At 40.6% G+C, this 21,041-nt stretch carries 21 protein-coding genes and 1 tRNA gene; 4 read left to right on the top strand and 18 right to left on the bottom strand.

What is annotated here, in order from left to right; all coding sequences use genetic code 11:
- The first annotated feature begins 177 nt into the window (after nt 1–177).
- Nucleotides 178–705, top strand: coding sequence for a GNAT family N-acetyltransferase (locus HU830_RS06295; protein ID WP_176942927.1), 528 nt, complete (start codon nt 178–180; stop codon nt 703–705).
- A gap of 59 nt (nt 706–764) precedes the next feature.
- On the opposite strand, the gene HU830_RS06290 is transcribed toward HU830_RS06295, so the two are convergent.
- From HU830_RS06290 to HU830_RS06250, 9 genes are all read right to left on the bottom strand, one after another.
- Entirely contained in the window at nt 765–1,286 is a 522-nt protein-coding gene (locus HU830_RS06290) for a hypothetical protein (protein WP_176942926.1), read from the bottom strand.
- Nucleotides 1,276–1,911: an ATP-binding cassette domain-containing protein gene (locus HU830_RS06285; RefSeq protein ID WP_176942925.1), complete on the bottom strand. Its 636-nt coding sequence runs from the start codon at nt 1,909–1,911 to the stop codon at nt 1,276–1,278. Before HU830_RS06285 ends, HU830_RS06290 begins: the two co-directional genes overlap by 11 nt.
- A gap of 12 nt (nt 1,912–1,923) precedes the next feature.
- Nucleotides 1,924–2,643, bottom strand: coding sequence for a hypothetical protein (locus HU830_RS06280; RefSeq protein WP_176942924.1), 720 nt, complete (start codon nt 2,641–2,643; stop codon nt 1,924–1,926).
- Nucleotides 2,643–3,320: a hypothetical protein gene (locus tag HU830_RS06275; protein ID WP_176942923.1), complete on the bottom strand. Its 678-nt coding sequence runs from the start codon at nt 3,318–3,320 to the stop codon at nt 2,643–2,645. The genes HU830_RS06280 and HU830_RS06275 overlap by 1 nt, the downstream gene beginning before the upstream one ends.
- Nucleotides 3,310–4,086: a hypothetical protein gene (locus tag HU830_RS06270; protein WP_176943012.1), complete on the bottom strand. Its 777-nt coding sequence runs from the start codon at nt 4,084–4,086 to the stop codon at nt 3,310–3,312. Before HU830_RS06270 ends, HU830_RS06275 begins: the two co-directional genes overlap by 11 nt.
- A 283-nt stretch (nt 4,087–4,369) precedes the next feature.
- Nucleotides 4,370–5,176 (bottom strand): CPBP family intramembrane glutamic endopeptidase, encoded by an 807-nt coding sequence (locus HU830_RS06265; protein WP_176942922.1) that lies wholly within the window; start codon nt 5,174–5,176, stop codon nt 4,370–4,372.
- A gap of 65 nt (nt 5,177–5,241) precedes the next feature.
- Complete coding sequence (locus HU830_RS06260; RefSeq protein WP_176942921.1) at nt 5,242–6,402, bottom strand: hydroxymethylglutaryl-CoA synthase; 1,161 nt, start codon at nt 6,400–6,402, stop codon at nt 5,242–5,244.
- 10 nt (nt 6,403–6,412) lie between these two features.
- Nucleotides 6,413–7,666, bottom strand: coding sequence for a hydroxymethylglutaryl-CoA reductase, degradative (locus HU830_RS06255; protein ID WP_176942920.1), 1,254 nt, complete (start codon nt 7,664–7,666; stop codon nt 6,413–6,415).
- Nucleotides 7,667–8,824, bottom strand: a complete 1,158-nt coding sequence (locus tag HU830_RS06250) for a thiolase family protein (RefSeq protein WP_176942919.1) — start codon at nt 8,822–8,824, stop codon at nt 7,667–7,669.
- Between the two features lie 46 nt (nt 8,825–8,870).
- Here HU830_RS06250 and HU830_RS06245 point away from each other — a divergent pair, with 46 nt between their 5' ends.
- Complete coding sequence (locus tag HU830_RS06245) at nt 8,871–9,170, top strand: hypothetical protein (RefSeq protein WP_176942918.1); 300 nt, start codon at nt 8,871–8,873, stop codon at nt 9,168–9,170.
- Nucleotides 9,171–9,174: 4 nt separating this feature from the next.
- Here HU830_RS06245 and galU read toward each other — a convergent pair whose 3' ends face one another.
- Genes galU through map form a run of 3 tightly spaced genes read right to left on the bottom strand, consistent with a single transcriptional unit; the run spans nt 9,175 to nt 11,888 of the window.
- A complete protein-coding gene (gene galU, locus HU830_RS06240) occupies nt 9,175–10,071 on the bottom strand; it encodes a UTP--glucose-1-phosphate uridylyltransferase GalU (RefSeq protein WP_176942917.1) in 897 nt (298 codons plus the stop codon).
- Between the two features lie 57 nt (nt 10,072–10,128).
- Nucleotides 10,129–11,094, bottom strand: coding sequence for a YihY/virulence factor BrkB family protein (locus HU830_RS06235; RefSeq protein WP_176942916.1), 966 nt, complete (start codon nt 11,092–11,094; stop codon nt 10,129–10,131).
- A gap of 5 nt (nt 11,095–11,099) precedes the next feature.
- On the bottom strand, nt 11,100–11,888 hold the full coding sequence (gene map, locus HU830_RS06230) for a type I methionyl aminopeptidase (RefSeq protein WP_176942915.1): 789 nt from the start codon (nt 11,886–11,888) through the stop codon (nt 11,100–11,102).
- A 129-nt stretch (nt 11,889–12,017) separates the two neighbouring features.
- On the opposite strand from map, the gene HU830_RS06225 reads away from it, so the two are divergent.
- Nucleotides 12,018–12,473: a flavodoxin gene (locus tag HU830_RS06225; protein WP_176942914.1), complete on the top strand. Its 456-nt coding sequence runs from the start codon at nt 12,018–12,020 to the stop codon at nt 12,471–12,473.
- 65 nt (nt 12,474–12,538) lie between these two features.
- Here the strand turns inward: HU830_RS06225 and HU830_RS06220 are convergent.
- The 3 genes from HU830_RS06220 to HU830_RS06210 form a co-directional block, all read right to left on the bottom strand.
- A tRNA-Arg gene (locus tag HU830_RS06220) sits at nt 12,539–12,612 on the bottom strand.
- 60 nt (nt 12,613–12,672) lie between these two features.
- A complete protein-coding gene (locus tag HU830_RS06215) occupies nt 12,673–13,851 on the bottom strand; it encodes a DEAD/DEAH box helicase (protein ID WP_176942913.1) in 1,179 nt (392 codons plus the stop codon).
- 55 nt (nt 13,852–13,906) lie between these two features.
- On the bottom strand, nt 13,907–14,659 hold the full coding sequence (locus HU830_RS06210) for a GH25 family lysozyme (RefSeq protein ID WP_176942912.1): 753 nt from the start codon (nt 14,657–14,659) through the stop codon (nt 13,907–13,909).
- Between the two features lie 88 nt (nt 14,660–14,747).
- Between HU830_RS06210 and HU830_RS06205 the strand changes: the two genes are divergently transcribed.
- Entirely contained in the window at nt 14,748–16,061 is a 1,314-nt protein-coding gene (locus HU830_RS06205; RefSeq protein WP_176942911.1) for an APC family permease, read from the top strand.
- 93 nt (nt 16,062–16,154) lie between these two features.
- On the opposite strand, the gene HU830_RS06200 is transcribed toward HU830_RS06205, so the two are convergent.
- The 3 genes from HU830_RS06200 to HU830_RS06185 form a co-directional block, all read right to left on the bottom strand.
- Nucleotides 16,155–17,789 carry a BspA family leucine-rich repeat surface protein gene (locus tag HU830_RS06200; RefSeq protein WP_228765855.1) on the bottom strand — a complete coding sequence of 545 codons (1,635 nt, stop codon included), beginning with the start codon at nt 17,787–17,789 and terminating at the stop codon, nt 16,155–16,157.
- Nucleotides 17,790–18,623: 834 nt separating this feature from the next.
- Nucleotides 18,624–19,832, bottom strand: coding sequence for an ATP-grasp domain-containing protein (locus HU830_RS06190; RefSeq protein WP_176942908.1), 1,209 nt, complete (start codon nt 19,830–19,832; stop codon nt 18,624–18,626).
- Nucleotides 19,829–21,037 carry an ATP-grasp domain-containing protein gene (locus HU830_RS06185; protein WP_176942907.1) on the bottom strand — a complete coding sequence of 403 codons (1,209 nt, stop codon included), beginning with the start codon at nt 21,035–21,037 and terminating at the stop codon, nt 19,829–19,831. The genes HU830_RS06190 and HU830_RS06185 overlap by 4 nt, the downstream gene beginning before the upstream one ends.
- Between the last annotated feature and the right edge of the window lie 4 nt (nt 21,038–21,041).

The raw sequence follows: 21,041 nt of genomic DNA, 5'->3' as shown, positions 1-21,041 counted from the left end.
CTAAATTTCTACTTTGAGAATATAACTTTTCTTGATATATGTATAATACTTATATTTCATAGCTAACTATTCATAATTTGAATATCAAAAATCTACCTTGGTTAAAGGCAAAGCTAACTTGCTTCCCCCTGCGACTAGTCGTAAAATACAGGCAATTCTTAATCAAGGAGGAACTTCATGGAGCTAATTTTTTTACGTTCTGCCCAAGTTCAAGACTTAGATCGGATTGGCCAATTATTCCAAGAAGGACAAAGAGTCCTTGCCCAAGAACAAATTCCCCAGTGGCAAGACGGCTACCCCCAAAAAAGTGACGCCGACCGCGATTATCAACAGGGACAACTCTACGTCTTAACTACGCCACATAAGGTTTTGGGGACTGCCACTCTAACTACCACTCCCGATCCTAATTACCAACAAATTTTTGCAGGCCAATGGCTACCCTCGACGGGAAATTACGCAACCATTCATCGAATCACCATCGATTCCCACTATCACGGTCAACATTTGGGAGACTTCTTTTTTAGCAATTTAATTAGTCAAGCTTATCAGCAGGGGCAGCGAGAATTAAGAATTGATACGCATGCCCAAAATCAGCGAATGCAGCACCTAATTACTAAGTGGGGCTTTGAAAAAAGAGGAATTGTTTATCTTGACCACAATCCGCAAGATCAGCGTTTAGCCTATCAGCTTTTCTTACAAAATTAAAAATCGCTTTCTGGAGTCAATCTCAATAGGATTGTTTCAAAAGGCGATTTTTTAATATTTTATTCTAGTAGGAGTGAATATTTAGTATAGGAATGCTTTTCTGGTACTAGAAAACTAAAACGAGCCTGTCGGTCACGCCCCGCAAAATCATCTTGAGATCCCACAAATTTCAAAGTATAGGGTTGGGGACTGTGTAAGAGATTTTCTAATCCATGAATTCTCTGTTTATTTTTATCAAATACATGCTCTGTAGCTGTACTAAAACGATAAGGAAAAACACACCACATATTTTCTAAAAAGTTACGATGTCCGCGTATTTGACCATAAGCTGTCTGGTCATTCTGATGTAAACTTAGGCGGATTGTCACTCGGACTTTATCCTGATCAGTTCTTAAATTAGCTTGTTCCACTTTAAATTTGACATTTTTAGCTTGGACCCAATCTCCGGCTTTAAAAAAGACTTCCCGAGTCACCCCTAATTGTTGTGGGGCTCGATTAACTTCTCGGTAGCGCCAGTAAATTCCCAATCCAGCAACCAACAAAACAATTCCCAGCGCTCCGACCCAAAGTTTATTTTTCATAGACTACCGTTCCTGTCTGCACTCTAAATCTCTGTGTCGCAACCTGTTCGATAAAATCACGATCATGAGAAGCAATCACAAAGGTAGTTCCTTGTTGATGATAGTCTTGGATAATCTGAACTAACTTAGTGATACTTTCTTGATCCAAAGCGTTAGTCGGTTCATCTAAAACAATCAAAGGATTTTGCCCCAATAGTGCTTGGGCAATCCCCAATTTCTGTTTCATTCCCAGCGAAAATTTTCGAACTTTTTGTTTTGGAAAACGATTTAAGTCAAAATAAGCCAATAATTCTGTGATTTGTTGTGGGTCAATTTCTGGGTCTAATTTAGTCAAGAGTTCCAAATTTTTACTTGCCGTAAAATCCGTAATCAAACTAGGATTTTCAATTAAAATTCCGGCTTTAATCGGGTAGGCCGCAGCTGGAGTTACCAATTGTTCAGCCACTTTGACGGTTCCTTGAACTGTAATTAATCCTAAAATAGCTCTTAAAATTAAAGTTTTTCCCGATCCATTAATTCCTTCCAAGGTCGCGATTTCTCCTTGATTGACTACTAAAGAAACATCATGTAATAATTCTTGCCGCCCTGTTGTTTTTCTGACCTGTTGTAACTCAATTAAAGTCATCTAGCTCACCCCTCAATTGATTTTATTTTTTAAATTTTCTGCTAAATAATACAAAACAATAAAGAATATTGTTGTTACCAATAATTGCCCTAGAGCTAGCCACTCTTGTCCTGCCGAAATCCTGACCAGCATCAGCTTGTTTAATGGATTAAATTTAAGAGCACTATACGCAGTAATGACTAACCAGCTTAAAGGAATGGCCAAGGCTAAAGCACCATTTAAATTTTCCAAAGTCACTTGGAGAAATAATAAAATCAAAATTCCTAAATAACTACTAGCCCAACATCCCCAGAGAGCCTCTTGGCCAGACCAAGAACCAAAGTTAATACTTGTCAATTGAAAACAAGAGCTGGCCGCTCCTAAAGCTAAAAAGATCAAACCACTATAGACTAAAGCCAAGCAGCCGAGCAACAAAACATTAACATGGAGAAAGTCTGACGGTTTAAATTGGAGACCTCGTAGATGCTGGGTTCGGCGATGCCATAATTGTTTAAAAGCATCCAAAACTATTAAGGTTGGAATTACAAAAAAGACAAACCACCAAACCGGTAATTGTAGCTGTTGCGGATCCGTTCCATTAAATAAAAGACCATAACCCGAAAGATTAGGATTTCCCCGCAGCTGAAAGCTTAAAATAATCACAGCCACGAGCATTAACCCTAGCCAGCCCCAAAAACGAGCCTTAATAATTTGATATAAATAGATTAATTGTTGTTCTAGCAAACGTCCCATCAAAAATCTCTTTTCATAATAATTCGGCGCAGAAGTATGACGAGAAACACGGCACTTCCTAGAAATAAAAGTAAGAACCAAAAAACATCCCTAACTGATAAACGGATAAAACCGTATAAAAAAGTTGGCTGATGGTTGACGGATAAGAAAAAGTCTCCACAATTTAAGAAAAAAGGTCCCATAAAAGCCAGGAATTTATTCATCGTTAAAAAATAAACAACCTGAGTTAATAAAAGATAAATCAAACCAGCTAGACCTAAATACAACCAGCGCAACATGATTTCTAAAAAATAGCTTTGAAAAATCTTTCCCCCACCAGTAAAAAAGATAATTCCCAAATCTCCCATAATCCAGAGGATTGCAAAAAATAGGATCACCATCAGCGAGCGATAAACTGCTTGGATTACTAAGACAGTTTTCGTACGGAGGCAAAATATATCGGCCAAGTGAACTTGCGTCAGCGCTAGAATCTGAATTAAAAGGACAGGTATTAAACCAATGCAGATTGAAAAACGAGGGAATAAAGTATTAACTAAAGTCGGTAAAGAAATCGATTCCAACTTGAGTAAAGAAATTGCACTTAAACTAAGTACAAAAATTAAGCTGCCGTTTACTAAATAAACCTTTCCCCAAGATCGACTCAAGAGCTTCTGTTGCCGCCAAACTCTAAAGATCAAACCGCCGGCCACCTTTCCAGAATAAAATTCCACAGCAGACAAGCATGATTAAAGTAGCTGAAAAACTGGCTTCAAGGCTAACATTGGTCATCGGCGACAATTCATGTAAAAAATCAGCCGGTGAATAACTAACTAAATTAGGTAACCTAATTAAATTATTCAAAACAAAGACGGCAATCTGCACGATTAAACTGGCACTGAAAGCCACAAAACGATTTTTAATCCACAAGGATAAACCACTAACGAATACTGCAAAAAGACCGCCCCATAAAGAAGCAAACAGTAGATAGAAAAAGGCATGAAAAAAGGCGTGACTATAGTAATAAGGAGCAAACATCGTCGTCAAATTAGTCAGCAAAATATTAATATTTAAAAGATTATCCGGTTGGATATTGGGTAAAAACAAAAAATAAGTTATAAAATTCAACACTAATGGTAAAAGAATTACTAAAAAGCCAGTAATAAAAGCCAAAGAAAAATAATTTACCAAGATTTTTCTTTGGGACCAGTGTAATCTAAGCTGATTTAACAGACCACGATCGTGATCAGCTTTAAGTAAAATTCCAGCCGGTAAACTAGCAATCAAGGGCAGCAGCAAAAAGAAAATAATCGGGGAAAAGTTAAATGGATCAACCGCTAGCCAACGAGTATAAGGCGATTCAATCGCTGGAATGGGGTTTCGTAACTGAAGCAACTGACATCCAGCTAAGACCAATCCCAAAATAATTGCTAAAAATAAACTCTTTTTAGGCAAGCGTAACCACATAAATTTCAAATTATTAACCTCCGTATATCTTTATATCTTTAAATTACCAAAAATTTAAGGTCCTCACTTTCTCAATAAAAATTGGCTTATTTTTAAACTCCAAGAGCAAGTTAAGTATACCGGATTACTCTAATAATCTCCAAATAAATTTAATTAATACTTGCTTTTAGATAGTCTTTTATAAGACAAACTAAATTTGTAGCTTCATCCAGCAAATCTCCGGCAAAATAAAAAAGAGAAGGCCGAATTAAACGACTTTCTCGAAATCAATAATCTTTTCTTTTTAAAAGACCCAACTTGAATTACCTTGACGCCGTTGGGACCAAACTAAAATTCCGTAGCCCACAATTGTAAAACCAACAAAAATTAGAATACTAGTCCACTCTATTCCCGTGGCACTTCCAGAACTAAAGTACAAGGAATGCATGTTGAACATTTCATTGCTGGCATTAATTAAAGCATGAAGAATAATCGGAATGAATAGATTCTGGGTCACTTCATAAATGCTGGCGAATAAAACTCCTAAACCAATTGTATAAACTAATTGATTAGTCGTATCCCAAAAGGATTGATTCATAAAGTTCAAGCTGTGTAAGGCACTAAATAAAAGACTGGAAACAATAACACTTTTGACGATTGAATTTTGTTCAAACCAGGCCCGGCAAGCACCATAGACACCACCCCGCAACAAAACTTCTTCAAAAGAAGCCACGATTATCCCCGATAATAAAGCCAAAACGGCAGCTTTAAAAATCAGACTAGTCGACATTGTGGTTCTGAGGGCCTTCCAGACGATTTGATCGCCCGAACAATTAGCCAAAGTAACAATTAGGGCTGGCCAACCGAAAAAAAGTAGCCCTGACCAATTACGTCCCCGAAAGTTGATTTTTATGTGTAACCAAAAGCGGTTCAAGATTAAAAAGAGAATTAATAAGATCGGTTGCACTAGATTGATACTCAAAACACCCAAAAGTTGGTTGGATGAACCATTATTAATACCAACATTAAAGGGATATTCGACTTGAAGACTAAGGTAAAAATAAGCCAAAATAAAAATAATTTTGAGCACTTGTTTAAGTTTTGAATTCATTTCTTTCCCTCCTCTTAGTTAAATGATAATAACTCTTCTTGGGAGGGTCAAACAAACTGCCCGTTCTAATTATAAAAGCGTTCGTGACCCCTAATTTGACACAAGTAATGGGCCTGTTCAGGATCTGTTGCTTTGAGGTCTTGTTGTGAACCATCAGTCACTAACTCTTGACGAAAAATCTGCTCATACTGTGCGACACTCAACTGGCGTCTTTGATCTAAGAAAGAAGTCACTAACCCGGGTTGCAAAGCTTGGCGAAATTCGGGCTGTAAACTACCAAGGAAAAGTTCGGCCACGGCGCCAGAACCATAACTAAAAAAGCCCAAACGATCGCCAGCTTGAAGAGTCGAATCTTGGTCAAGTAAGGATAGTAAGCCCAGATATAAAGAACCTGTATAAATATTTCCAACTCGTTGACCATAAAGAATACTTTTTTCAAAGCGGTCCAGCAGGCGCTGATAATCGGATTCCGGAATTTTATCTTCTAGGGTTCGCAAACCCTTGCGGCCCATTTTCGAAAAAGGAATATGGAATAATAAGGCCGCCAATCGGTTTTTTTCAACTAAACCTTGCTTTTGCGCTTTTTCCCATAAGTTAGTAAACATCTCCAAATAGACTTCTTCGGAATATTTACCCTTGGCCAAAGCATTAGTTGAATAATTTGGTCGCCAAAAATCCGCCACGCTTTGACTTTGATAGACACTTTCCGTTTCTAAAGCCAAAATTTGGGGGTCAGTGCTTACTAACATCGCGACTGCTCCCGCACCTTGGGTTACCTCACCCGCAGTTTCTAAGCCATAACGAGCAATGTCGCTAGCAATTACTAAAGCCTTCTGCTGGGGATGACTGGCAACAAAATCGCGGGCCAATTGCAAGCCGGCTGTAGCGCCATAACAGGCTTCTTTAATTTCTATCGCCCGAACCTGCTCGGTCAGTCCTAATAATTTGTGGACAAACAAAGCGGCAGCTTTGGACTGATCGACACCACTTTCTGTCGCCACAATCAGTAACCCAATCTGCCGGCGATCAGCCACGGTCAAAATTTGTTCAGCCGCGTTCGCGGCTAAAGCAACAATATCTTGATCTAATCCGGGAACCGCCATTTGCTTTTGACCAATTCCGATCAAAAACTTATTTGGATCTACCTGACGTGCTTGGGCTAACTCGCGCAAATCTAAATACTGATTTGGGGTTGCCATTCCCAATTTATCAATTCCAACTATCATCGTCTTCTCCTTAAATCTCTTCTGATTCTTGCCGTAATTTAGATAAAATTTCCTGGGTCCGAGCAAGATTAGCTTGTTTGGGTTCTTGCCGCAATTTAGCAACTACGGCATCAATCTCCGTAGCCTTCGCCCCAGCCATCATCGCTAAACTTTGAAATTGTAAATTCATATGGCCGGCTTGGATTCCTTGAGTCACTAAAGCTCGCAAGGCCGCTAAATTAGAAGCTAAACCTACCGCCGCGACAATTCCCATCAATTGTTGCGCCGTTGGCTTTTGGAGAATTTTTCGCACTAGTTGGGCCACTGGCAGCGTGGAGATTGCTCCTCCCAAACTTCCTAAAGGCAGATGTAAACTAATCTTCCCCTGCAAACCTTGATCAGTTAATTTCCAAGTGCTGAGAGCTCCTCCTTGATCAAGCCCTGCATAAATAGCGGCACTAACGCTGCGCGTATCATTTCCGGTGGCCAAGACTAAAGCCTCGATGCCATTCATGATTCCTTTATTGTGGGTCGCGGCCCGCACAGGGGAAACTTGCGCTAATTGACTAGCTGCGGCAATCCGCTGGGCAACTTCTAAACCAGTCATGGTTGCCGTTTGCAGTTCCTCTAACTTAACTTGAACTTGGGCTTGCGCTAACATCTGCGGCGCAGAATTGGATAAAATCGCCAACAAAAATTCTAGATCGGGAAGTTGCCGCTTTAAAACTTGAGCAACCGCTTCGACAATCGTATTGACAACATTGGCTCCCATCGCTTCTCCCGGATCAATGAGCAACTGAAATTCGACAAACTGCGGTAAATTTTGGACCGTGATTTGGCGAACGCCGCCCCCATGTTCCCACAAGCTCGGATGAGCCTGCCGAGCAACTTGGTAAAGTAAACTTTCTTGAGTTTGGAGAAATTCCTCGGCCTGGGCCAACTCCCCTTTAAAGACAATTTGTCCGATGATTCCCTCTCTTTGAACCTGGGTGTGAAAACCGCCGCTTCGGCTAATTCGCCCGGCAGCATTACTGGCCGCCGCAATAACCGAGGGTTCTTCAGTCGCCAAAGGAACTAAATATGCTTGACCATCAATCAGAAAATGATTGGCTAAACCCAACGGTAGGGGAAAAGAACCAATTTGATTTTCTACCAAATGACTAGCAATCTCTTCTGGTAAAGCGGGCGAACTTTGCAGAAGCTGGCGATCAGCGACCGTCAAGTAACCTTTTTCTTGCAGATAATCTAAGCGCTGGGCCGTAGTTAATTCATAAAACTTAGTCATTTACAAAGCCTCAACTTCCATCGCCACTGCTTGGCCACCACCAATACACAAAGCAGCAATTCCTCTTTGTTTTTTTTGTTGTTGAAGTTGATGAACCAAAGTAGTTAAAATCCGAGCTCCTGAGGCCCCTAAAGCGTGCCCTAAGGCTAAGGCTCCGCCGACTGGATTATAACAGTCTTCAGGAATGTCCAATTCCTTTAAAACGGTTAAAGCTTGGGCACTAAAAGCTTCATTAACTTCAAAAAGATCAATATCAGCTACCGTTTGTTTTTGTTTTTGTAATAGTTGGCGAATCGCTAAAACTGGGGTATAACCCATCAATTCCGGGCAATAGCCACTTTCTTGATAAGCTACCAAGCGGGCTAAGGGCTGCCAACCTTGACGCTGAGCATAGCTGGCCGTGGTTAAGAGAACTACCGCCGCGGCGTCACTCAAGGGCGAAGAATTGCCGGCCGTGACACTTCCTTCTGGCGAAAAAGCTGGGGGCAACTGGCTCAATCCAACAAGCGTGGTGCTGGGTCGTAAAGTTTCATCTTCCGATAATTCATTAATCGCCAAAATTTCCGCGCTAAAAGCTCCTTCTTTTTGAGCTTGGGCCGCCAGTTGTTGAGAACGCAGAGCGTAGGCATCTTGCTGCTGGCGCGTCCAGTGATATTTGGCTACCAGGTTTTCCGCCGTTTGGCCCATCGGATAACCTTGAAAAGCATCGTTGAGACCATCAATCCACAAGGAATCTTGAATCTGCTCTTGGGCAAAATTTTGCTTATCTAGACGTTCTACTAAGCCGGGAGCATGACTCATGCTTTCAACTCCTCCAGCCAAAACTACTTGGGCATCTCCCAATAGAAGAGCACTTTGGGCCAAACGAACGGCTTTTAAACCCGATCCACAGACTTGATTAATCGTTAAAGCTGTGCCATGCTGAGGCAATTGGGCCCGCAATTGAACTTGCCGAGCTAAATTCTGTTTATTTCCCGCGGCCAAAACATTCCCCAAAATGACCTGATCAATCTGGTCAGCGGCAATTTTATTCTGACTTAACGTTTGTTGAACCAACTTGGTCGTCATACTAAGCGCGGTCTCCGTTGCCAAACCGCCCCAAAACTTTCCGGTGGGGGTTCTTTGCGCTGCCACGACTACAACTTCTTCTACTTTCACAAAAATACTCCTCTAGGATTATTGATTATTAATAGGAGGTCATCAAATGAATGTTACCAACCTCTTAGTCTTACTACAAGATCTCCGGCCCAACACTCAGCTTTATTGGGCGGGAGAAAGTTCGAAAATTTTAGGAGTCTCCAGTATATCATTAGTTAAAACTAATGAAAATAATTACTTAGTTCTTAATGGAAAAACTCCTGCTCAAGCAACTCTCAAAGCTTGGGAACTCAAATTTCTTTTACAAACTTATCCGGCAACTTTAGCGCTCTATTTTAATACCCAAAAAGGCCACCAGCCAATCTTTGGAATTCGATTTGCTGATGGCGCTATCTACTTAAAATAAAGTTTTACTTATTTGACTTTTTTGTCAATTGAGCAGCCAAATCAATAATATATTTCTGTAACTCGTCTTTAACTTCGGGATGGGTCAAGCCATATTCAATACTGGTCTGCATATAACCAAATTTATTCCCCACATCGTAACGTTTACCCTTGAATTCATGGGCAAAAACTCGTTGCGTTTTGTTGAGGCGATCAATCGCATCAGTTAATTGAATTTCATTACCAGCTCCTGGCTTTTGAGTAGCTAACATATCAAAAATATTCGGGGTTAATAAGTAACGCCCGATAATTGCCAAGTTACTTGGAGCCTTATCAACAGCTGGCTTTTCAACAAAGTTCTTTACCCGATAGAGGCCAGGTTTTGCTTCGCCTTCTGGCGCAATGACTCCATATTTGGAAACTTCCTTCTTTGGCACTTGCATCACCGCCAAAGTAGAAGCATGAGTTTCTTTGTAATCATTAATTAACTGTTGGGTCAAAGGCACCTTATCAGTCATCAAATCATCGCCTAACATGACAACAAAAGGTTCGTCGCCGACGAAAGACTTGGCTAGACTGACAGCATCCCCCAAACCATTGGGATACGATTGACGGGTAAAGTACAAGTTAACTCCAATATTAGTGGTATCTTGAACTAGTTGGAGTAACCCATCTTTATGTTTCAGCTTCAAATTCTGTTCCAATTCAGGAGCGGAATCAAAATGATCTTCGATCGGACGTTTGCCCTTTCCGGTGATAATTAAGATATCTTCTATTCCAGAAGCTCGAGCTTCCTCCACAATAAATTGAATGGTTGGTTTATCCACGATCGGGAGCATTTCTTTAGCCATCGCCTTCGTGATGGGCAAAAAACGGGTCCCTAAACCAGCTGCAGGAATAACAGCCTTCCTTACTCTATCCATAATTGCACTTCCTCATTAATTAACTATTCAAACAGGCTAATTATACCATAGCTCCCCTTAAAGTAACCGCTCTTTTGAACGGCGGCGACGAATCCAACGGGAGTCTTGTTTAATCTGCCCGGTCCAAGCCTCGGTTACCGCGGCATTAATCGCTGAGCCAACTAAAAAAATCAGCCCGGCTAAGTTAAGCCAGATAATCAAGACAAAAAATAAACCTAAAGTTCCATAGGAATTCCAACGATTTCCAAAATAATGTAGATATAGGGTGAAACCTTGGACTAAAACAATAAATCCCGCCGTGGCGAACACGGCTCCTGGCCAAATATAACGCCATTTTTTACGCGAATTAGGCAGCAAGAGATAGGCCGTTGTTAACAAAGCCATTAGTCCTAATAAGGTGACTGGCCAGCGCCAACGAACAAATTGATTGATAATTGCTGGGGCCCAGCTAGCAACGGGCTTTAGCCAGTTTAAAATTTGTTGTCCCAAGATTAAGCTAACCATTCCGAATAACAAAATCACAATCGAAATCGCCGTAATAAAAATTGAAAAGACGCGCATTAAGATGAAATTGAGCCATGATTGTTGGGTATATAGCTTTTGATTATCAAAACCATAAACACTATTAACACTCCGTTGGAGAATATTGACTACTCCGGAGCTAGACCATAAAACCCCAAAAATCCCAAAAGATAAAACCCCACCACTAGTTTTAGTTAAAATCTTAACGACCAAGGGATTGATCCATTTTTGGAAAGGATCGGGAATCATAGTTTGTAAATAAGCCAAGACCGTCTGCACATCAATATGAAACCAAGGAATTAGACTCCCCACTAAGGACAAGAGCGGAAAAAAGGACAAGAGACTATAGTAGACAATCGCTTTGGAGGCCAAAGTAATATTGCCACTATTAATTTTTTTAATTACCGATTGAATCAACAACCAAACTTTTTGCGACCAAGGTAAAGAAGACAAGAATAAGGGAACTGCGGGTGGAAGAGACGTACTCGTTGTTTTAGCCATGAAGTCTAGAGATATTTTTGATCCGCGATCGGATCTTGGGAAGTTAAAATCTTCGGACCATCTTTGGTGATCGCAATTGTATGTTCATACTGAGCCGCGTCAGTACCATCGGCGGTCACAAAGTACTCCCACTCGTCCGGTGTCCATTTACTCTTAATTTCCCAAGTTCCCAAGGTAATCATTGGTTCAATGGTAATCGTCATTCCTTCTTTGAGCCGTAAGCCTTTTCCCGGTTCCCCATAGTGAGGAACATTAGGAGCTTCATGCATGGTTGGCTGGATTCCGTGACCAATCAAGTCCCGGACATCCCCCATCTTTTCTTGATCTTCAGTATAGTGTTGGATTGCATAGCCAATATCACCAAGACGATTGCCAACTTGCGCTTGATCGATTCCTAAGTACAGAGCCTTTTTAGTAACCTCCATTAAGTGCTGCCGTTCGGGAGAAATTTCCCCAACCGCGTAGGTCCAACAAGAGTCACTTTGGTAACCATCTAATTCAATCGTCATATCTACTGAAACAATATCGCCGGCTTTTAAAATAATATCCTTGCGCGGTTCGGCATGGGCAACTTCATCATTGACACAGACGCAAGTTGCATACTGATAACCTTCAAAGCCTTTTTCTGAAGGTGTCCCTCCGTGAGAAGTGATAAAGTGATCAGCAAAGTTCTCAATGTCCATTCCGGAAATTCCGGGCTTAATAACTTTGCGTAAACCTAAATGCGTCTGGGCTAATAAAGCGCCCGATCGCCGCATTCCTGCAATTTCTCGTTCTGATTTTAATGTAATCACGAATCTAACCTCAACTTTCTATACTGCTCATATTATAGCTCACTGTCTCCAGTCGTAAAATAGAATACAAATTAATTGTGTAATTTTGCTATAATGAAAACAATTATTCAAAGGATGAAGGAGAACATTGTGACTAAAGTAAAAATTGTTTACGCTAGTATGACCGGAAACGATGAAGACATGGCGGACATCTTAGCCGAAGACTTTGAAGATACCGGTTTTGAAGTCGACATTTCAGAAATTTCGCAAACGGAAGTTGAAGATTTTGCGGCAGTCGATTTATGTTTGGTAGTTAGTTACACTTATTCCGATGGCCTCGAGGGAAATATCCCTGATGAAGGTCTAGATTTCTATCACGATTTGGAAGATATCGATTTGACGGGAAAGATTTTTGGCGTTTGTGGTTCTGGAGATACTTTCTATCCTGACTTTTGTGTGGCGGTGGATCATTTTGCCCAACAACTAGCGCAAACCGGTGCCGTCCAAGGAGCCCCTTCCCTTAAGGTTGAACTTGCTCCCAGCCAAGATGATATTCAAAAACTTGATGCCTTTGCCCAACAATTAATTGATCGCATTCAAGGTTAACTTCTCGAAAAGAAAAAAACTTTTGGGATCTTCATCTCAAAAGTTTTTTTGATTGTTGTTAATAATGATCTCGGTCGGATTCGAACCGACGACCTACTGCTTAGGAAGCAGTTGCTCTCTCCAGCTGCGCTACGAGACCAAATAATTAGACCTTCTAGTCTAGTTATTAATTTTGCCACGAAACAAGACTCGAGGCAAGCTACTTTTTGGGAGAACGCCGAGACTTATTCTTAGTTGAGCTTTGGGACTTTACTGGCGCTCCTTTTTTCTGTGGGAACTTTGCAACGGCTTGTAACTTACCGGCCTGCAATTGAGCCCACTTGACGGTAATTGCTTGAGGCCGCAACAAAGTCTGTAATTGTCGGTAGTCGTGTTGATTCCCCAAGGTTATTACTTCTCCCGCCCGACCCATGCGTCCGGTTCGACCACTGCGATGGGTATAAGCCGTGGCTGTTTGGGGATTTTCCCAATTAATTACGGTTGTTAAATCGGGGATATCCATGCCTCGCGCCGCCACATCGGTCGTTAATAGCAGAGAAGTTTGATGTTGTCGCAAAGAGCGCAAAGCTTCCTCACGCCGCCTTTTGGGATCACTGGTATCCAAAACCATATAGTAGAGCTTTCGATAACGCAGATCAGCCGCCAACTGGTGCAGTTGCTTACTAGATTGACAAAAAACTAAGGTCCGTTTTTGTTTTCGATGAGCTAAACGCTGCAAAAGTTCAACTTTCTTCTTATTGGGAACTGCCAAAAAATAATGCTTGAGCCCCGCACGAAATTCTTGATCCCCACGCAAATCGAATTGCCCAATTTCCCGTCCAAAATATTGGGACAATTGGCTAAAAATCGCCGCCGAAGTAGCGGAAAAGAAATTCAACTGCACTTTTCGATCTAAACGGCTAATTAGAGCGCGGATAGGATCCATCTTTTCACTTAAAAGTTCATCGGCCTCATCAATCACGACTCCGGTAACTCGATTTAATTTTAATTTTCGCTGCTGGACTAAATCACTAACCCGACCTAAAGTCCCGACCACGATCTCTGGCTTAGTCTTTAATTGCGCGATTTGGCGCTTCAAGTTGGCGCCGCCAATAACCGCATAAATGCTTAATTGCGGGGCTAGTTGCCGCAAGACATCGCGCGTTTGGATTGCTAATTCTTGCGATGGTTCCAAAATCAACTTTTGAATTCCCTGTCCGGCTTCAACTTGTTGAATCAAAGGCATTCCAAAGGCTAGGGTTTTTCCTGAACCGGTGGGCGCCAAGGCCAGAAAAGACTGCTGATCCAAAAAAGGTTGATAAACCTGAGCTTGAATCGGGGTTAATTCGGAAAAATGAGCTTGCTTAAAGAAAGCCGCAAAATCAGTTGGTATTTTCATAAATTCCTCACTTTACTAATGGCCCTTGACGGGCGAATTTCTAATTAATCTCTACTTATAAGTTTCCGGCTTGGACATAACGGGCAAATTGACTAGGGGTTCCGTTAAAAACCGATAAATGATAACGTTGGGTAGAAGCCAAACTGGGAATCTTTCCTTGGGAATTATACTCCCAAAATAAAACTTTGCGATTTCGGAGCGGCTGAGGTCGCGAGCGCACCCACAAATAGGGTGTCGCCGATAAAATTGAAAAATCTTTCGTTTGCATTTGAATAATGACCGGACGATGATAATAATTTTCTAAACGTTGGGTAAAATCAACTAACCGCCGTTTCACTGTTGAAGTCCTAAGATTCGGTCGTTGCTGGCAATCAACTTGCACCATAATTGGCAAGTTGCCCAGACTTGTCCCCACCGTATCTTGAAAATTACGAAATTGCTGAGTCGGGGCCGACCAGAGACTAAAATAGTGATAAACTCCTACTGCTAGCCCCGAGCCTCGAATGCGCCAATAACTATCTTGAAAACGATCATCACTATAATTGGCCCCTTGAGTCACCTTTAAATAAACAAAACGAATCTGATGCTTTTGTAAGAGACCAAAGTCTTGATAGCCATCCTCTTGATTCAAGGTAACTCCTAGAACTGGATAATCCTGGCGATTGGGGCGACCCGAATTTTGCCAATAGTGAAAGAACAGCCCCCCACAAAAACAAAAGGTCAGTAGAATTAATATTAGCAAAAAGAAACGACCTTGTGTACTCTGATTTCGGGATCGACGGTAGCGATCTTCACGTTTTTCGTACATTAAAAACTACCCCATTTTTTCATTTTGCGTTATAATTCTTTAATGTTCTGTTTAAAATTCTAATTTCAAAAGTTAGGTAGGTTCCTTTATGACTACAAAACCCAAACAACTGGGAATTTTTACAATTTTGGCGACCGTTGTCGGAACTGTCATCGGCGGCGGCGCTTTTTTCAAAATCGCCAGCGTAACTGCTTTGACTGGCAGCCCCGGATTGACCCTCTTCGTCTGGTTCTTGGCGGGGGTGATTACGATGATGGCCGGTCTGACCGTGGCCGAATTAGCGGCCGCTTTTCCCCAAGCTGGAGGCCCCGTCCTCTATCTAGAAAAAATCTTTGGACCCCGCACTAGCTTTTTGTTGGGCTGGGCCTTGATTATTATCTATTATCCAGCAAACATGGCGGCCTTGGCAATTGTTTTCGCCCAACAGGCCCAACACCTTGGTTGGAACTTCGGCTTGTCACCTAGTATTTTGGCGGGAATCGTGGTCTTGACCATTATCCTAATCAACGCTTTAGGCTCTCAAGTCAGTGGAAAACTTCAGCAGATTACTTTAATTATTAAGCTAATCCCCATTTTTGCAATTATTTTGATGACGCTTTTTGCTCCCCAAAAGACACAATCGGTCTCCTTTTGGCCGCTCAGTCATGCCAGTGCTCCTAATTTCGCGGTCGCCTTAGGTCAAGGCTTGTTAGCTACCTTATTTGCCTATGATGGCTGGATCAGTATTGGGAACTTAGCCGGGGAAATGAAAAAGCCCGCCAAGCTTTTAACCCAAGCGATGATTGGGGGCGTGGGTCTAATCACCATCATTTACTTATTTCTAAATTGGAGTTTCTTAAAGTTACTCCCTTTTTCTCAAATTATGAATAATCCTAATACCGCCGCAATGAGCGCGGAAAAACTTTTTGGGGCCGGGGGCGGAAAATTAGTCACCTTTGGGATTCTAATTTCGGTTTACGGAGCAATCAATGGTTATTGCCTAACCGGTTCACGTTTGCCGCAAACTATGGGGGCTAAGAAACAAATCTTTGCAGCCAAATTCTTCGCCTACCAAAATCCCCACAGCTTTGCCCCCACACATAGTCTCTGGTTCGAAGGAGCAATTGCGCTCTTAATGATTGCCACAGGGTCTTTCGATAGCTTAACCGATATGTTGGTTTATATCTTTTGGATCTTTTCAATTCTTTTATTTATTGGGGTCTTTAAATTGCGAATCCAACAACCGGAACTCTTGCGTCCGTATAAGATTCTCTTCTATCCTTGGCCACCAGTCATTGCCCTGTTAGGGGGGATTTTCATCGTCGTGACCACGACCATCACTCAACCGCTCTTATCCCTGACGGGAATTGGCTTAACCTTGATTGGTCTCCCAATCTACTACGCTCAACAACGGTGGAATTAGTTTTCTATAAACTAAAAAAGATACCATCGCTACTCAAAGGTGAGTTGCAATGATGTCGCAGCAGTAAAACTTTTTAACTTTAGATCAAAAGAGCTAGTGGCCAACCTTAATTGCTGGGGCTGTAGTTGACGGTGAAGCTGGCCCATCTTGCAGAGTATAATGAAGCGTTGTCCGACAAGCGCCTAATTTAGTAACTCCCTTGGCAATTTCTGTCTGCAAAGAATCGGTCGGTAAATTAATTGAATAGTTGAGATTCTTCGGATCATACTTAAGAACCGGGGCTAATCCTTGGTAAATTGTCTGGGCCGTTCCCGTGTTCAGGGCCTGATTGTTCTTAGTTAAGATGGGCCAATTAGTCGAAGCTAACTGATTATCAGCTTTTTTCCGCCAAGGATCTGCTTGGGCTTGTAAGTTTATCTGTTTAGTTGCCCGATCCGCATCCGTTCGGGTATCCTCAATGGTAAAACTAAGGGGTTTTTGGAGAGGAACTTTACCAGCTTTATAGATACTCCAATTTTGAAATTGGAGTTGTTGGGGAACGGTAACGAAACGTAGACCACGATAGTAAGGCTCCCAAACGTAGGTGTGAATTCCACCAGGATTTTGCCCAGCATAACGCTTAGTCAGCTCATCCACTGTCATTGGACTGCCGATTAAATTACTTCTGTCAGAAATATCAGAATCATTTTTGATTTCTTGCCAGTTTTCTGAACGACTAATCTGGGGTGAATCAGCCTCAGGAAAACCCTGACTATCATTAGGGGCTGCTACTAAATTCGTATCACTACCATAAACCCCCATAAATTGAATATTAGGTCCCAGAACTAAGTGGGAGAGTTTCCTACACTGATTAAGCATGTAATTAATATTAGTTACCTTACTGGTGTTAAAAGAACTTAAATTCAAACTTGTTAAACTTGAACAACCAGCAAACATTGTACTCATATCGGTAACCTTGCTAGTATCAAATTTACTAACGTCTAAACTCAGTAAATCATGACAACCATAAAACATACCACTCATATTGGTTACCTGGGAGGTATCAAAATTACTAACATCCAAATTTGTTGAATGATAATTATAAAACATATAACTCATACTGCTGACCTGAGCCGTATCAAAATGACTAACATCCAAATTTGTTGAATGACAACCATAAAACATATAACTCATATTAGTTACTTGAGCCGTATCAAAACTACTAACGTCTAAACTTACTAAACAATTGACAAACATTCCCCCCATATCAGTCACATTAGCGGTATTAAAATGACTAACGTCTAAACTCGGTAAAATTTTACAACCAGCAAACATATAATTCATATCAGTGACCTTGATGGTATCAAAGTTGTTGACATATAAAACCGCTACCTTTGAACAACCAGCAAACATATAACTCATATCGGTGACCTTGCTGGTATCGAATTTGCTGACATCCAAAGCCGCTACTTTTGAACAACTAAAAAACATATAACTCATATTAGTGACCTTGGCGGTATTAAACTTACTAACATCTAAACTTGTTAAACTTCCACAATTATAAAATATCCTGTCCATATTAGTGACGCTATCCGTCCTAAAACCACTCAAATTTAAGTCCGTTAGCTTTGGAGGGACACCGGAAAATCCCATATCAAACATATGGCTCATATTAGTGACTTGGCTAGAATTCCAATTCGCCAACGATAAAGTGATTAAACCACGACAGCCTTGGAACATCCAACTCATGTCAGTCACATGGGAAACATCCCAATTGTTAAGTGCAACCTTTGTAAGTTTTTCATTACCTCTGACAAAGAACTAAGATCAGTCACTTGTCCCATCGTCCAACCATTTAGATCTAACTCTGTTAGTTGATTACAACCCGCAAAGAGTTCAGACAAGCTAATCGGCTGGCCAAAGTTCCAATTCTTAGCCGCAAGGGTGGTCATTTGGGCTGCGCCGGAAATTTCCGGGCTGCTTGGGCGCTGGCCTGGACCGGTTGGTTTAGGTTAAGGATACTACCCCCCAGAGAAATGAGTGAAAATGATAATATTATTTTAACTATTTTGAAGCTTAATCCTTGTCTTGACATTCTTTCTTCCCCTAGCAAGCAAATCGTAAGCATTAATTAATTTTCATTATACCATCTTCTGCTTCCTAAAAATCCCTAAAAAAGCAAGTCTATCCTAACCTTTTCTTACATTAAAAGTTATTTTTTGCTTTAATTTGAAACAATCATTCTCCTCTTAGCGTTTCCGATATTAGCTTTCAACTAACCATTAACTATTATTTGCCAAACCTTGGACACAAGCTATTAATAGCTTACTTCAAGATACAAAAACTTCCTTTCGATCTAGTTAGAGTTGATCTCAAAACTAAAATCCTGAAAGGAAGTCTTTTATATTAAAGTTATTGCGTGTTCCAGAAAGCTGTGGTCTTACTCGCGCAGCGTAAAAACAAAAAATCTCGATACTTTTAATGCTGCCTAAAAAATAAAATAAATTCAAGGATTAATTTACTTCTGTCAGCTTAAAACAATGATTAGAGTGCTACTAATTAATCAAAAAATCTGAGAGGGTATCATTTTTCCCATATTATATTTTGCAAGATTACGTGATTTATTTGTGCTATTTTAGTTTGTATCTCTGAATCACTTCTTGCAGCAAATTGCATAATTGCAAGATAATCCGTGGATTCAATCATGCCCTCATAGACCTTCCCAATTTTAAAATTAACTTCTAGGTTTTGAACCAAGGGTTTCAAAGCCGCTATATCAAATTTAAGTAATCTTCCAGTTTGAGGAAGTACCGTTAAAAAACCAGCCTCCAAGGTTGGTGCTTGGGGAACTAATTGGTAATCAAAACCAGCCTGTAATTTGTATGCAGCTTCATTCATAACTAATCCATACTTGCGTTCAATTGAATTAGTTATCATTAATCCTCCTGTACGACTTCCCATTTCGATAAAAAATGCCTGCCCTTGGGGATTGATAATAAATTCTAAATGAACGGTTCCACAATCTAAATAAGGGGGCGTTAGCAACTGCTTAGTGGCAGCCTTTAAAGTTTGAAAAGAAGATGAAGCTTCCGAAATTGTAAAGTCCGCCCGAGTACTGGCTGATTTACTTAAAGTGGTACTATCACCCAAGTCATTTAAGTATTTTGATACGGAAATAAACTGTAAATACCCTTGATTAACAATTCCATCAACATGATATAACTCGCCTTGAATAAAATCTTCTAAATCCATTTCACCATAACTCGCCAAGGCTTTAGCAACCGACACTGTATTTATATCAGCGCTGGTCTTTAAAACGAATATATCTTTCGATCCCGCCTGATCAACTGGTTTCAGTATTAAAGGAAAACCGTATTCATCAGCAAATCTTCTAATTTCTTCTATTGTAGTTACTCCAGTAAATGGAGGTACCTTTATCCCCTGCTTAATAGCTAATTGCTTCATCGTCAGCTTATCCCGAAACAAAGTTCCACTAAAATAATCTTGTCCCGGAATCTGTAAAAAATCACGTAATTTAGCTACTCTCAAAATATCAAACTCAGATAAAGTAATTAAGCGATCAAATGGTTGTTGAGCGTGTAAACGAAAGATAAGTTGGGCTAATTTTAAGTCGTTATCGTAATCTTTAAATACTATAACTTTTTTTAGCGAATCTCGCTCGTTAGCTGCCAACGGATAAGGTGTAATTAGTGTTACATCTGCCCCTTTGGGAGTCCATTGGTTAAATTGGGCTCGGGCTAAAGGAACTCGATTTATAATTCCAATTCTCATTTAGTCACCAACTTATTCGTAACAATTTTAAACTGTTGCAATACTGATTTACGTCTATCTTCCAACTTAAAATAGTCTGGATCACTAACAATAAAGTATCCCAAGCGTTTTTCTGAATCGCTAAAAGTCGTTACAGTATCACCAACGGCTACCGCCAATTGATGTGGATATTTTTTCAAAATATCTTCCCGTTTAATTTGAACAATTCGCCCCGGTTGGGCATCAAAGTAAGTCTGACTAGCGAATTTAATCGTCTTTTGCTCAAAGACCACGGATCTGTTAGCTAAAAGCTGGCAATATTTCCACAAGAAATCTTGCCCATAGGCTTCAGTAATTAAATCAACAATTCGATCCCCCGGTCTCCGACCTGCACATTCAACCAAATAGGCCTGGTTATTTGCTGTAACTAACCATTCGGCATGTAAAACAGCAGTCCCAATATCGGCCGCTTCAACTAAACAATTCATCATCCGATAAATATTCTGCTTTAAATTATCATTAACGATTGCGGGCACCAAGTGGCCTGACTCCACAAAGAAATCATTATGAAATTTAAACTTTTTCGTTATATTTTGAAAAACTACCTGACCATTATTTACCAAGTACTCACATGAATACTCTGAACCTGTAATCATTTCTTCAGCTATTAGTGAGACCTTTGGTTGAGATTTCTGACAAATTTCACGACTAGAAGAAAACTTTGCTTCTAGTTGTTCTGAACTAGTAATTTTAACCACCCCTAAGGACCCCGCGAGCCCTGTTGGCTTTAAGATCAGGGGACCATGCTGCTTAAAAAAGTGGCTTAATTGCGAAATTGAGTTAACCTCTTGATAAGCGGGCTGATTAAGCGGTAATGGTTGACAGAACTGTCTTAAAGCTGCTTTATTTCGAAAAATTTTAGTTCCCAAGTCACCTATTCTCGGTAAATTTAAAGCTTTGGCTAACTCATTTGCCAAGGTAACAGTGCGTTCAAATGCGGGAATTACGGCATCTACCGAAACTGTTGCCAACGCCTGTAAAACTTTAGCTATCGATTTAGTAGAATCGTGGCTAATTTCTATATAAGGCCCATTTTGAATCTCCGCAGGCATTGAAATTGAGTCTAGATAAGAAGACTCATCAACCACAATAATATTATTTTGGGAACTAACACTATACAACTTCCGTGCTACAACGACGCTTTTACCAACTAATACAAAATTCATGTTT

Origin of the sequence: Bombilactobacillus apium, from assembly GCF_013385145.1 — a bacterium.
Taxonomy (GTDB): Bacteria; Bacillota; Bacilli; order Lactobacillales; family Lactobacillaceae; genus Bombilactobacillus; species Bombilactobacillus apium.
This window is presented reverse-complemented; position numbering and strand designations above follow the sequence as displayed.